The sequence below is a fragment of the Qipengyuania sp. genome, from assembly GCF_048550555.1.
Lineage (GTDB): Bacteria > Pseudomonadota > Alphaproteobacteria > Sphingomonadales > Sphingomonadaceae > Qipengyuania.
Window position 1 is genome coordinate 61,088 of record NZ_JBLYYF010000040.1, and the last position, 12,166, is coordinate 73,253.

The 12,166-nt window shown below is 63.6% G+C and carries 12 protein-coding genes; 4 read left to right on the forward strand and 8 right to left on the reverse strand.

Annotation, left to right across the window (positions count from 1 at the left end; genetic code table 11):
* Nucleotides 1–6 precede the first annotated feature (6 nt).
* Nucleotides 7–2,094 (reverse strand): TonB-dependent receptor plug domain-containing protein, encoded by a 2,088-nt coding sequence (locus ACN4E0_RS10850; RefSeq protein ID WP_419567737.1) that lies wholly within the window; start codon nt 2,092–2,094, stop codon nt 7–9.
* 265 nt (nt 2,095–2,359) lie between these two features.
* On the opposite strand from ACN4E0_RS10850, the gene ACN4E0_RS10855 reads away from it, so the two are divergent.
* Together ACN4E0_RS10855 and clpX are read left to right on the forward strand one after the other, a co-directional pair.
* A complete protein-coding gene (locus ACN4E0_RS10855; protein WP_419567739.1) occupies nt 2,360–3,055 on the forward strand; it encodes an ATP-dependent Clp protease proteolytic subunit in 696 nt (231 codons plus the stop codon).
* Nucleotides 3,056–3,243: 188 nt separating this feature from the next.
* Nucleotides 3,244–4,512 (forward strand): ATP-dependent Clp protease ATP-binding subunit ClpX, encoded by a 1,269-nt coding sequence (clpX, locus tag ACN4E0_RS10860; protein WP_419567741.1) that lies wholly within the window; start codon nt 3,244–3,246, stop codon nt 4,510–4,512.
* A gap of 166 nt (nt 4,513–4,678) precedes the next feature.
* Here the strand turns inward: clpX and ACN4E0_RS10865 are convergent, their stop codons facing one another.
* The 5 genes from ACN4E0_RS10865 to mtgA all read right to left on the reverse strand — a co-directional run bounded on the left by ACN4E0_RS10865 (nt 4,679) and on the right by mtgA (nt 8,389).
* Nucleotides 4,679–5,248 carry a fasciclin domain-containing protein gene (locus tag ACN4E0_RS10865; RefSeq protein ID WP_419567743.1) on the reverse strand — a complete coding sequence of 190 codons (570 nt, stop codon included), beginning with the start codon at nt 5,246–5,248 and terminating at the stop codon, nt 4,679–4,681.
* A gap of 92 nt (nt 5,249–5,340) precedes the next feature.
* Nucleotides 5,341–6,060: an anti-sigma factor gene (locus tag ACN4E0_RS10870; protein WP_419567745.1), complete on the reverse strand. Its 720-nt coding sequence runs from the start codon at nt 6,058–6,060 to the stop codon at nt 5,341–5,343.
* Nucleotides 6,057–6,626: a sigma-70 family RNA polymerase sigma factor gene (locus ACN4E0_RS10875; RefSeq protein WP_419567747.1), complete on the reverse strand. Its 570-nt coding sequence runs from the start codon at nt 6,624–6,626 to the stop codon at nt 6,057–6,059. Before ACN4E0_RS10875 ends, ACN4E0_RS10870 begins: the two co-directional genes overlap by 4 nt.
* Entirely contained in the window at nt 6,626–7,537 is a 912-nt protein-coding gene (locus ACN4E0_RS10880) for a cation diffusion facilitator family transporter (protein WP_419567749.1), read from the reverse strand. Before ACN4E0_RS10880 ends, ACN4E0_RS10875 begins: the two co-directional genes overlap by 1 nt.
* A gap of 183 nt (nt 7,538–7,720) precedes the next feature.
* A complete protein-coding gene (gene mtgA / locus ACN4E0_RS10885) occupies nt 7,721–8,389 on the reverse strand; it encodes a monofunctional biosynthetic peptidoglycan transglycosylase (protein WP_419567751.1) in 669 nt (222 codons plus the stop codon).
* 109 nt (nt 8,390–8,498) lie between these two features.
* Between mtgA and ACN4E0_RS10890 the strand changes: the two genes are divergently transcribed.
* The gene (locus ACN4E0_RS10890; RefSeq protein ID WP_419567753.1) at nt 8,499–9,839 is read left to right on the forward strand and encodes an amidohydrolase; all 1,341 of its coding nucleotides are present in this window, start codon (nt 8,499–8,501) and stop codon (nt 9,837–9,839) included.
* 36 nt (nt 9,840–9,875) lie between these two features.
* Here ACN4E0_RS10890 and ACN4E0_RS10895 read toward each other — a convergent pair whose 3' ends face one another.
* On the reverse strand, nt 9,876–10,265 hold the full coding sequence (locus ACN4E0_RS10895; RefSeq protein ID WP_419567755.1) for a winged helix-turn-helix transcriptional regulator: 390 nt from the start codon (nt 10,263–10,265) through the stop codon (nt 9,876–9,878).
* Nucleotides 10,266–10,368: 103 nt separating this feature from the next.
* Here ACN4E0_RS10895 and ACN4E0_RS10900 point away from each other — a divergent pair, with 103 nt between their 5' ends.
* Nucleotides 10,369–11,112, forward strand: a complete 744-nt coding sequence (locus tag ACN4E0_RS10900; protein ID WP_419567757.1) for an SDR family oxidoreductase — start codon at nt 10,369–10,371, stop codon at nt 11,110–11,112.
* A gap of 71 nt (nt 11,113–11,183) precedes the next feature.
* Here the strand turns inward: ACN4E0_RS10900 and rpoH are convergent, their stop codons facing one another.
* A complete protein-coding gene (gene rpoH, locus ACN4E0_RS10905) occupies nt 11,184–12,089 on the reverse strand; it encodes an RNA polymerase sigma factor RpoH (RefSeq protein WP_221603290.1) in 906 nt (301 codons plus the stop codon).
* Nucleotides 12,090–12,166 lie beyond the last annotated feature (77 nt).

Below are 12,166 nucleotides of genomic sequence, written 5' to 3' on the forward strand. Positions count from 1 at the left end.
CGCGGGTCAGAAGTCGCCGCTTACGGTCAGCCGGAAGATCGGGCCGATCCGGCGGTCCTGATATTCGTGGAACAGGACGTCGCCATCGGGGCGAGGGCCGTCATAGACCGTGCGTCGCCAGTAATTGCGCGCGCCCAGCAGGTTGCTCGCGCGCGCCTGCACGGTGAGCCCGAGTACGTCCTTGTGCTCGATGAACAGCGAGCCGAAGATCGTCCCCTCCCATTCATGGCCCTCCTCGTAGCGGCGCGAATAGGGCGCCTGGTCGTAGTGGTTGAGATTGGCGCCCCAGGCCCAGTCGCTCGACGGGATGTCGTGACGGAAGTCGATATCGAAGCTGCCTTCCTGATCGTAGGAAAACGGCCGGTCGACCCCGGTGAACGGGTCGTTGACGCTCATGAAGCGCTTGACCACTTCCGCGTCGATTCGGGCGCCCTTGAAACCGATCGGGTCGAGATTGATCGTTGCATTGGCCTGCAGGTGAAGCCGCTTGGCATCCCCGATATTGCCGCGTGCCTCGCCGCCATCGGCGAGCGGGAAGTAGTCGATGAAATCCTCGAACCACGCCTGGCGGGCTTGCAGCTTGATCGATCCCCACGGGCCGAAGCTCTTGTTCGCTTCGACTTCGACATTCCAGCTCTGATAGGGCACGAGCTCGTTATTGCCGCCATTCTGGTTGTCGTTGTTGAGCGATACCGAGGCGAGGAAATCGCCGAAGGACAGCTGGCTGACTCGCCGCGCCACCGTCACCGACAGGTCGAAATCCTTCGCCGGCTTCCAGGTTGCGGCGAAAGACCCCTTGGGGCGTTTGAAGCTGCGCGAATTGGCGGCCGAGCCGGTCTGCTCGATCTTGGAGAATTCCATCGACCCGATCAGTTGGACCGACAGCGTCTTCGACAGGGCACGCGAGAAGCTGAGGCTCGTTTCGTAGCGATCTTCGGTGACGCCGCCATTGCCTTGCGGAAAGGCAATCTGGTCGAACTCGCCCGCGGGCGTGAGTTCGAACAGCTTCGAGCGACGATCGAGCCGGTTGAAGGCCGCTTCGCCCGACAGCTGCCAGTCGGCCTGCCACAGCTTCCAGCCATATTCGAAGCGGCCGATCCGTTCGCCCAGGCCGTTGACCTGCTCGAAGCGGTAACCTTCGGGATCGCTCCCGTCGGAAAAACTGTCGATCAGGGTCGAACTGTAATTGTCGCGTTCGTAACGCTCGAGCCCGATCACCTTCATCGTCCCCGGGCCGAGCGGAAACTGCAGATCGCCGCCGATCTCGTAGAACGGACCGTCCTCTTCGCTCCGCACGTCCCGCGTGCGCACGGGACCGGAAACGGGGGTGGCAATCTCGGGTTCGCGGCGGCTTTCGTAGTCGACCCCGTAGCTGAGATTGAGATTGGCCAGCACGCCCCCGCCGAAATCGTAGGCCAAGGCGGTCGCGAGCTTGGGATTGTCGTATTTGCCGGAGAATTTCGAATACTGCTCTTCGATCAGCGCGCCGTCGCCATCGGTAATGGTGACGGGACCGTCGGCGCCGAAGCGGTTGTTCTCGTTCGAGAGCGAGACCGTGTAGTCGAGCGAGCCGCTGCTTCCGGTAAGCGAGATCTCGCCGCCATAGAGCTGGGCTTCGGTATTGTGCGGACGGAAGCCGGTGACCCAGCGAAACTGGCCGGAAGCACCGCTGTTCTTATAGACAACGTTGGCGACCTGACCGGTGAGGCCGGGAATGCTTGTGGCATTGCCGTCGAGAATCTCGATCCGGACGACATCGGAAGCGGGAATGCGCCGCAGCTGGTCTTCGACGCTTTCCGACTTGCTCGACAGACGTTCGCCGTTGACGATCACGTTCTGCGTCGCCTGGCCGAGTCCCCGCTGCCCCTGATTGTTGCCGCCGCTGATCGAAAAACCGGGGATGCGGTCGACCATGTCGAGCGCGCTGCGTGGGGCGAACTGGGCGAAGAAAGACGGCTCGAATACCTGCGCCCCCGCGATCGGGGCCGGGGCGGCAGGCGCGGCCTCGTCCGCATCCTGCGCATGGGCAGGGACGCTCGCGGCCGCAGCCAGCGCAAGGGTGGATGCGGCCAATGTGAGCGAACGTAAGGTCATGAAACTGGGCTCCCCCGATGGTCTTGTCCGGGGACCGTTTACGCTTGTAGCCGAATGCGCCAATTCCGCCTCGACCGGGGGCGTTCGCCATCCGACCAACGGTTTTCGTATCGGGACCGGCGGCATGGGGCAACCGATGGAGGGCAGATCCGCGTCGTTCCTATCGACGAGCGACATATCCGCTGTTTTCGAGGGTTAAAGCCCTTGAACATCGCAGGAGGCATGGCGACATAGGCGACCGATTGACCCGACAAGAGGATTCTTCATGATCGACCTGTTCGGCAGCGATGCCCACGGCGCGCAAGGCCAGTTCACCCGCGACCCCACGACAGGTGCGCTCGTCCCCGTGGTCGTGGAGCAGACCAGCCGCGGCGAACGCAGCTTTGACATCTTCAGCCGGCTGCTGCGCGAACGCATCGTCTTCGTGACCGGGCAGGTGGAAGACGGCATGGCGTCGCTGATCACCGCCCAGCTGCTGTTTCTTGAAAGCGAGAATCCCTCCAAGCCGATCAGCATGTACATCAACTCGCCGGGCGGCGTGGTAACGGCCGGCATGGCGATCCACGACACCATGCAATATATCAAGCCGCGCGTGTCGACCGTGTGCATGGGCCAGGCGGCGTCGATGGGCTCGTTCCTGCTTGCGGCGGGCGAACCCGGCATGCGCATCGCGCTCCCCAACGCGCGAATCATGGTTCACCAGCCCTCGGGCGGCGCCCGCGGCATGGCGAGCGACATCGAAATCCAGGCGCGCGAGATCCTGCGCATCAAGAAGCGCATGAACGATCTCTATGTGAAGTATACGGGACAGAGCCTCGACGAGATCGAAAAGGCGATGGATCGCGATACTTTCCTCGAAGCGGACGAGGCGATGAAGTTCGGCATTGTCGACAAGGTTTTCGAAACCCGCCCCGAATCGGAAGGCGCTGACGCGGATGGGTCGGGCGGCGCGCCCGACTGATCCGGCGTGCGAGTACCCAAGCGGAACTTGTTCCCGCGTGGGACTGTTACAAATTTGTCGTAGGAATTGAGCAACCTTGCCGCTTCAGCTTGTGGCAAGGGGTGTGCGCTACCTATGATATTGACCCATATCCCGTGCGGCCTACAGTCGGAAACCTGCCGGCGGCCACGCGGGAAAGACGTTAGGATATGACAAAGTTGAGCGGTACCGACAGCAAATCGACCCTGTATTGCAGCTTCTGCGGCAAGTCGCAGCACGAGGTGAGGAAGCTCATCGCGGGCCCGACGGTGTTCATCTGCGATGAGTGCGTCGAGCTGTGCAACGATATCATTCGCGAAGAAACCAAGGCGGGGCTGACCGGGAAGAAGGAAGGCGACGTTCCGACGCCGGCCGAAATCTGCGCGACGCTGGCCGACTACGTCATCGGTCAGGAACGTGCCAAGCGCGTCCTCTCGGTCGCTGTGCACAATCACTACAAACGGTTGAAGCATGGTGCCAAGGCGGGCGACGTCGAACTGGCGAAGTCGAACATCCTCCTGGTCGGGCCGACCGGTTCGGGCAAGACGCTGCTCGCCCAGACGCTCGCGCGCACCTTCGACGTGCCCTTCACCATGGCCGATGCCACCACGCTGACCGAAGCCGGTTACGTGGGCGAGGACGTGGAGAATATCATCCTCAAGCTGCTCCAGGCTTCCGACTACAATGTCGAGAAGGCGCAGCACGGCATCGTCTACATCGACGAAATCGACAAGATCACCCGCAAGGCGGAAAACCCCTCGATCACCCGCGACGTATCGGGCGAGGGTGTGCAGCAGGCGCTGCTCAAGCTGATGGAAGGCACCACCGCCTCGGTCCCGCCGCAGGGTGGTCGCAAGCATCCGCAGCAGGAATTCCTTCAGGTCGACACGACCAATATCCTGTTCATCTGCGGCGGCGCCTTCGCCGGTCTCGACAAGATCATCGCCGATCGTCTGCAGAAGCGCTCGATCGGGTTCGGCGCGCATGTCGCCGATCCGGACAAGCGTCGCGTCGGCGAGCTGCTCGAGAAGAGCGAGCCGGAGGATCTGCTCAAGTTCGGGCTGATCCCCGAATTCGTCGGCCGCCTGCCGGTGATCGCGACGCTGCACGACCTCGATGTCGATGCGCTGGTCACGATCCTGCAGGAGCCGAAAAATGCGATCGCCAAGCAGTATCACAAGCTGTTCGAGCTCGAGGATGTCGAGCTGACCTTTACCGACGAGGCGCTGCGGGCCATCGCCGAGCGCGCGATCAAGCGGAAGACCGGAGCCCGCGGCCTGCGCTCTATCGTCGAGGCGATCCTGCTCGATACGATGTTCGACCTGCCCGACATGGACGGGGTCACCGAGATCGTGATCGACAAGGACGTGGTCGAGGGCAAGAAGGAGCCGATCCAGGTCCACGGCGGCAAGAAGGACGAGAAGGAAGAGGCGGCTTAATCGCCAGCTGACCCTCTGCGAATAAAGCGCGCCGCGTGACCTCTGGTTGCGCGGCGCGTACCGTTTGAGGCCGATAAAAAGCCCGTCCAGCCAAGGCTGGCCGGACGGGCACAGTGGGGATGCCGCGCCCCGGTGGGTTGGCCGGGCGGCATCCTTGGGGGACAGATCAGCCTGGAAGGAATACGCCGTCGGTGACGTGGATCACGCCATTCGTCGTATTAACGTCCGCCGTGGTGACGGTGCTGGTGCGACCCGCCCCGTCGGTAATGACGATTGCGTCGCCTGACAGGCTCGCGCTCAGCGTTTCGCCGGCAACGGTCTCGAACTGGTAGGTGCCCCCGGCTTCGTGGATGGCGTGGCTGAGCGCCGCAGCGGGCACGCGACCGGCCACAACGTGATACGTCAGAATATTGGTCAGCTGCCCCTTGTTCTCCGGCTTCAGCAGCGTGTCGACTGTGCCGGTGGGAAGCTTGCCGAACGCGTCGTCGGTGGGCGCGAAAACGGTGAAGGGCCCGGGTGCGGAAAGGGTCTCGACCAGCCCGGCAGCCTGCACCGCAGCGACCAGAGTGTCGTGCACTCCGGTACCCATCGCCGCCTCGATGAGGTTGGGCTGGCTCTGTCCGGCCGATTCCTTGTGGTGGTCGGCCAATGCTGGCGTTCCGGCGGCCAGGGCGAAGCTTCCCATGGCGGCAATCGATGCCATGGCGGCAATTTTCAACTGGCTGGAAATTGGCATTCGTAACACTCCTTCTTGCACCAGGCCTCGTCCTGCCTGTGCGCCGAGCTACGAAAGCCGCGCCCTTGCGGATGCAGGGGCGCCGAAAAAATTCAGATCGTGGCCAAGCGGGCTTCGGCAACGACCGGTCCCGCATCAACCCCGGCGGGCTTGCCGCCGAGCGGTTCGCGGGTCAGCACCAGTTGAGACCCGTCGTGCAGGGCGCGTGCAACCACCTTGGGCACCGAATGTGCGACGACTTTGCCCGGGGTCACGATGCCGAGCGAGACGAGCTCTCCTTCGGAAGGGACGAACCAGATCTCGTGGTCGTGAACGCCGTCGGCGGTCAGGCCGACGGCACCGACAAGCAGGCTGTCTTCCTCCGGCAGATAGGTGAAATCGAGCCTCAGCGGCGTCCCTTCGATCGGCATGTTGGCTGCCAGGATTGGCTGGTCGGCGGCGGGGCGCTCAGCTACGCCCTGCGCCGGTTCCGACGGACCGAGCATCTGGGGCAGGGCGAGGAAGGCGAGGATCGCCGCCGCCGCCGCGCTCAGGCCACCCGCCCATTGCCAACGGCGCAGGCTGCGCCGCAATGCCAGAACGTCTGCCGTGCCGTCATCGCTGAAGAGCTTGGCTTCGATCCGGCGCCAGACCTCGGCGCGCGGAACGCGCGGTTGAATGGCATCGGCGAGGGGAGCGAGTCGATTCTGCCATTGGGCCACATCCGCGGCAAATGCGGCGTCGCTGGCTTCACGCGCACGTGCGGCAAGCAATTCCTCGCCTTCCAAAAGGCCGAGGGCATATTCGGCGGCGAGAATCTGGTCTCCGGTCATTCCCCGGCCTCCATGCAGGCCTTGAGCTTGGCAAGCCCACGGCGGATCCAGCTCTTCATGGTCCCGAGCGGAACCTCCATGCGGTCCGCCAGCTCGGCATAGGTGCGGCCTTCGAAGAACGCCGTGCGGATCGCCACGCGAGGCGCTTCTTCGAGCGTCTCGAGGCATGCATGCACGCGCGCTTGTCGTTCTGCGTCGATCAGCATTTCATCTGCCAGCGGCGCGTCGTCAGAGAGCGGCGCTGCCTCATCCTCTGCCACCGCGCCGCGGCGCACTTTGCCTGTGCGCAGTCGGTCGATCGCCCGATTGCGTGCGAATGTCGCCAGCCAGGCAATGGGGCTCGCGCGGCTGGGATCGTAGCGGCCGGCGCGGCGCCACAGGGTGAGGTAGACGTCCTGCAATGCGTCCTCGGCTTCCTTTTCGTCGCCCAAGATACGGTAGCAAATCCCGAAAAGTTTCGCCGAGGTTGCGCGATAGACCTCTTCGAGTGCGGCACGCTCACCCTGCGCCAGGCGTCGCATGGCGGCGATCAGGCGATTGCGGGCATCGGCGCTCGCCGGCGTCATCAGCAGGCCGCCACGCAGGGCGCGCGGCTCGTTTCGATCTGGAATGTCGCATGTCCGATGCGGTGGTGGTGTTCGAGTTCCTGCGCGGCCTCGGCGAGGAAGGCGTCGCCGGGATGCCCTCCAGGCATGACCAAGTGGACCGTCAGCGCAGTCTCGGTCGTGCTCATCGGCCAGATGTGCAGGTCGTGCAGCGCCTCTACGCCAGGCAGGGCAGCGAGGTACCTACGCACTTCGGTCTCGGAAATGCCCTTGGGCACTGCGAGCATGCTCATCGCGACGCTGTCCTTGAGCAGGCCCCAGGTGCCCCAGGCAATCACCAGCACGATCGCGAGGCTCACTGCCGGGTCGATCCAGCGTTCGCCGGTCCAGATGATCGCCAGGCCGGCAATCACGACGCCAAGGCTCACCAGCGCGTCTGCCGCCATGTGCAGGAAGGCGCCGCGGATGTTGATGTCGTGCTGCCCGCGCATGAACAGCGCCGCCGTTCCGGCATTGATGACGATGCCGATGCCCGCGACGATCGCCATGGTTTCGCCCTGCACTGTGGCGGGCTCCGCGATCCGATGGAGCGTTTCGAAAAGGATGGCGCCGATCGCGATCAGCAGCAGCCCTGCATTGAGCAATGCCGCGAGGATGGTCGAGCTCTTGAAGCCATAGGTGAAGCGTTCGGACGGCGGGCGCTTGGCGGCGGCGCTCGCGCCCCAGGCGAGCAGCAGTGCGAGTACGTCGGACAGATTATGTCCGGCATCGGCGATCAAGGCCATCGATCCGGAGATCCATCCGTATATCGCCTCGAGCGCCACGAAAGCGGTGTTGAGGAGGATCCCGATCAGGAAGGCATTGCCGAAGTCACCAGGCGCATGGCTATGCCCCTGTCCGTGATCATGCGTGTGGCCGTGACCCGCTCCCATAAACCTGCCCGATCACTCCATTAGCGACATTTGTTTTGCGCCGCATATCGCAACGGCCCGCAACGCGGCAAGAAAAACATTGGAAAACAAGACGATACGGAATATCATTGCTCAGATATGATATATTATCGTGCACCGAGTCATGCTTGCAACCCGTTGTTTTTCGGAACCTTCCCGGTACCTCTACTGGTAGATGCAGGCGTCGAGCCCGTCGCGGCGCACCACGCCGACGCGGGCGGCGATCGTATTGCCATGGCGCGCCAGCCAGCCCCTCGGGTTCTTGACCGAACGCTCCTTCGGTAGCGGCAGCGCTGCCGCCATTCGCGCCGCTTCGAGCGGTGTCAAAGAGGCGGCCGACTTGCCGAAATAACGCCGCGAGCCGGCTTCCACCCCATAGGTGCCGATGCCCGTCTCGGCGACGTTGAGATAGACTTCCATGATCCGTCGCTTACCCCAGATCTGCTCGATCAGGACGGTGAACCAGGCTTCGAAACCTTTGCGGACGTACCCGCCGTCCTGCCACAGGAAGACGTTCTTCGCGGTTTGTTGGCTGATCGTCGAGCCACCCTTGATCCGGCCCCCGCGGGCATTGTTCTCGATCGCCTTCTCGATCGCCTCGCGGTCGAAACCGTCATGCGTGCAGAACTTGCCGTCCTCCGCCGCGATGACCGCGCGCACCATGTTGCGATCGATGTTGGAGAGCGAGGTCCAGTCCTTGGTAATGCCGTTGCCGTCCAGCAGCATGGTCGCGGTGACCGGGACCGGCACGAACTTGAACAGCAGGACGAGCACGAGGCTGAGGCCGAGGAAGCCGACCAGTGTCTTGAACAGGAAGCGGACGACCAAGCGCATGCAGGCGCCTCTAGCCGCGCCGGGTCGCGCAGGCAATCTGCCAACTTGCGGTGCGGAGCCGCGCGTGCTTTTCTCGCGCGCTGATCAAGGGGGCCAGGGGGAGTACTTCATGCGCAAGGCAATTTTCGGAACGACGGTTGCGGCCGTCTCACTGGCAGCGGCACTGGCGGCGTCGCCGGCAGCGGCGGATCCCGCCGCGGTCGAGCAGGCGGTTGAGGCCGATTACGACGACCATCTCGAGGCGCTGTTCCTCCACTTCCATGCGCATCCCGAACTGTCCTTCCTCGAGACCGAAACAGCCAAGCGCATGGCAGCCGAGCTGCGGGCGGCGGGGCTCGAGGTGACCGAAGGTGTGGGGGGCACGGGCGTCGTCGGCATGGTGCGCAATGGCGAGGGGCCGCTGATCCTGCTGCGCGCGGATATGGACGGGCTGCCGCTGCCCGAGAAGACCGGTCTCGACTACGCATCCACCGTCACCCAGACCGGTCAGGACGGACAGGAATATCCGGTCATGCATGCCTGTGGGCACGACGTGCACATCACCTCGATGGTCGGCACCGCGCGCCGCCTGATGGCGATGAAGGACAAGTGGGCAGGCACGCTGATGTTCGTGGTCCAACCCGCCGAAGAACGCGTTGGAGGGGCGGAGGCCATGCTGAAGGACGGTCTCTACGACCGGTTCGGCAAGCCTGACTACGCGCTCGCCTTCCACGTTTCCTCTGGCCTCGCGACGGGCAAGATCTCCGCCTCGGAAGGCATCCAGTACTCCAGCGCGGATTCGGTCGACATCATGGTCCCGGGCGTAGGCGCCCACGGGGCGAGCCCGCACATGGGGCGCGACCCGGTCTACATCGCCTCGCAGATCGTCACGGCACTGCAGTCGATCGTCAGCCGCGAGATCGAGCCGCTGAAGCCCGCGGTGATCACGGTCGGTGCTTTCCATTCCGGTACCAAGCACAACATCATTTCCGACCGCGCCGACCTGCAACTCACCGTGCGCGCCAATGACGAGGAGACCCGCGCCCAACTGCTCGCCGCGATCGAACGGATCGCCGTCAACATGGGCAAGGTCCATGGCCTGCCGGACGAGGTTCCGGTCACCGTCACCGTGTCGGAGGGGACGCCGGTGACGAACAACGATCCGGAACTCGCCCGCCGCCTCAACGCGGCAATGAAGCGCGACCTCGGCGAGGACGTGTTCGAGCCGTGGGAGCAGAAGGGCATGGGAGCGGAAGACTTCGCCTATTTCGTGGCCGAAGAATACGGTGTGCCAGGCTACTATTTCGCTGTCGGGGGCACACCGCAGGCTGCCTTCGACGCCGAAGAGGCCGGTGGCCCTTCGGTCCCCTCGCACCATTCCCCGCTGTTCAAGATTGCGCCGCGAGAATCGGTGACGCTCGGCACCCAGGCGATGGTGGCTGCAGTGCTCGACCTCGCGCCGCGTCGCTAGAACGGAGTTCCGGCCAGGCCAGTCGCAGGGCGTGGCCTATTTCGAGGGTGTCCGCGCGTCGTACTCGGCGCGCGCACGTTCGATCCGGGCGATGTTTCGCTCCGCCCAGTGCCAAACTCCGCAAAAGGCTTCGCCGAGGTCGTAGCCGAGGTCCGTCAGCGCGTATTCCACCCGCGGGGGGACCTCGGGATAGACTGTGCGCGTCACCAGGCCCTCGCGCTCCATCTGGCGCAGGGTCTGGGTGAGCATCTTTTGGCTGATCCCGGGCACCTCGCGCCCAAGTTGGCTGAAGCGCTTGGCCGCGCGATTCTCCAGCGCCTCGATCAGCAGCAGCGTCCACTTGTCCGCGACGCGACCGATGGTTTCGTTGACGAGTTCGTCGATTTTCGGGTCGTCGGAATAGCGTGTGTGTAATGGATTTTCCATTTCTCACCTTAAGGTAAGTACCGCACTTTCAAGTGCCTACTTTCGAATAGAGAGTGATGCATTATCTAGGAGCGGTGTCAAACAGTGCTCATCGGAGGCAAACATGAAAACCAGCGGAAACACTATCCTGATTACCGGCGGCGGCAGCGGCATCGGACGCGAACTGGCGCGCCGCTGGCACGATCTCGGCAATACCGTCATCGTCGCCGGGCGGACGCTTAGCGCCGTCGAGGAGACGGCCGAAGGGTTTGCGCACATGCACGCGCTGCAGCTCGATGTTGCTTCGGAGGAGGATGTCGCGCGCTTCGTCGGCGAACTGCTCGACAGGTTTCCCGCGCTCAACGTGCTGATCAACAACGCCGGGATCATGCGCTACGAGGACATAACGTCCGCGCGTGATCTCGCCGATGCCGAGGCGACGATCGAGACCAATCTACTCGGTCCGATCCGGCTGATCGACGGCCTGCTCGACCACCTGAAGGGGCAGGCGGATGCGGCGATCATCAACGTCACCTCTGGCCTTGCCTTCGTGCCCATGCCCAAGGCGGCGACCTATTCGGCGACCAAGGCTGCGATGCACAGCTATACCGTCTCGCTGAGGGTGAAGCTGGCAGGTGCGGTCGAGGTCATCGAACTCGCCCCGCCGGCCGTGCAGACGGAACTGACCCCCGGTCAGTCGCAGCGCGAGGGCTACATGCCCCTCGATGCCTTCATCGACGAAACCATGAAGCCGTTCGAGGCCGGCGAGACGCCGCCCGAGGTGCTGACGGAGATGGTCTTGTTCCTGCGCAACGCCGAAGCCGAGGGGCGCTTCGACGAGGCACTCGCAATGACCAGCCGGTTCTGACCCTTCACCCACGAGAAAGGGGCGCATCCAGCGAAGGAAGCGCCCCTTTCTCGTGTCTTCCTTAAGCTGGCTCAGGCGACGCCCGGCAGCAGCCTTTCGCCGGCGATCGCCTTCATCGCCTTCTGCAGCTTCTCGAAGGCGCGCACCTCGATCTGGCGGATGCGTTCGCGGCTGACGTTATAGACCTGGCTGAGCTCTTCGAGCGTCTGCGGGTTTTCGGTCAGCCGGCGTTCGGTGAGGATGTGCTTCTCGCGATCGTTGAGGCTGTCCATGGCTTCGACCAGCATGTCATGGCGCACTTCCGATTCCTGCGCGTCGGCGACCAGTTCGTCCTGCAGCGGGGTGTCGTCGGTCAGCCAGTCCTGCCATTCGCCCGAGCCTTCCTCGCCATTGCGCATCGGCGTGTTGAGCGAACCGTCGCCGCCCATCAGCATGCGCCGGTTCATATTGACCACTTCCTGCTCGGGCACGCCGAGATCGGTGGCGATCTTCTTCACGTCGTCGGGATGGAGGTCGGTGTCCTCGTACGCGTCGAGGTTCTTCTTCATCCGGCGCAGGTTGAAGAACAGCTTCTTCTGCGCGGCGGTGGTGCCCATCTTCACGAGGCTCCAGCTGCGCAGGATGTATTCCTGGATGCTCGCCTTGATCCACCACATGGCATAGGTCGCAAGACGGAAGCCGCGGTCGGCCTCGAACTTCTTGACGCCTTGCATCAGGCCGACATTGCCTTCGGAAATGAGATCCGAAACCGGAAGGCCGTAGCCACGGTAGCCCATGGCGATCTTGGCCACGAGGCGCAGGTGCGAGGTCACGAGCTGCGCCGCAGCTTCGGTGTCCTCATGCTCCTCGTAGCGCTTGGCGAGCATGTATTCCTGCTCTTGCGTCAGCACGGGGAACTTCTTGATTTCGGAGAGATAGCGGTTGAGGCTCTGCTCGCCGCCGAGCGCCGGAACGCTCAAAGTTTTGGTATTGCTCACTTGTACCCTGACCTTTCTAGCGTCGACCTCGTTCGCCGGACCCCTGATGGGCATCCGACCGTCGGGCCACTGTGGTT

Excerpts from the sequence above, each read along its gene's own strand:
- ACN4E0_RS10865 (WP_419567743.1), bottom strand. The coding sequence starts at position 5,248 with ATGCCAATTTCCAGCCAGTTGAAAATTGCCGCCATGGCATCGATTGCC.
- ACN4E0_RS10895 (WP_419567755.1), bottom strand. The coding sequence starts at position 10,265 with ATGGAAAATCCATTACACACACGCTATTCCGACGACCCGAAAATCGAC.
- ACN4E0_RS10890 (WP_419567753.1), top strand. The coding sequence starts at position 8,499 with ATGCGCAAGGCAATTTTCGGAACGACGGTTGCGGCCGTCTCACTGGCA.
- clpX (WP_419567741.1), top strand. The coding sequence starts at position 3,244 with ATGACAAAGTTGAGCGGTACCGACAGCAAATCGACCCTGTATTGCAGC.
- mtgA (WP_419567751.1), bottom strand. The coding sequence starts at position 8,389 with ATGCGCTTGGTCGTCCGCTTCCTGTTCAAGACACTGGTCGGCTTCCTC.
- ACN4E0_RS10900 (WP_419567757.1), top strand. The coding sequence starts at position 10,369 with ATGAAAACCAGCGGAAACACTATCCTGATTACCGGCGGCGGCAGCGGC.
- ACN4E0_RS10855 (WP_419567739.1), top strand. The coding sequence starts at position 2,360 with ATGATCGACCTGTTCGGCAGCGATGCCCACGGCGCGCAAGGCCAGTTC.
- ACN4E0_RS10875 (WP_419567747.1), bottom strand. The coding sequence starts at position 6,626 with ATGACGCCGGCGAGCGCCGATGCCCGCAATCGCCTGATCGCCGCCATG.
- ACN4E0_RS10880 (WP_419567749.1), bottom strand. The coding sequence starts at position 7,537 with ATGGGAGCGGGTCACGGCCACACGCATGATCACGGACAGGGGCATAGC.
- ACN4E0_RS10850 (WP_419567737.1), bottom strand. The coding sequence starts at position 2,094 with ATGACCTTACGTTCGCTCACATTGGCCGCATCCACCCTTGCGCTGGCT.
- ACN4E0_RS10870 (WP_419567745.1), bottom strand. The coding sequence starts at position 6,060 with ATGACCGGAGACCAGATTCTCGCCGCCGAATATGCCCTCGGCCTTTTG.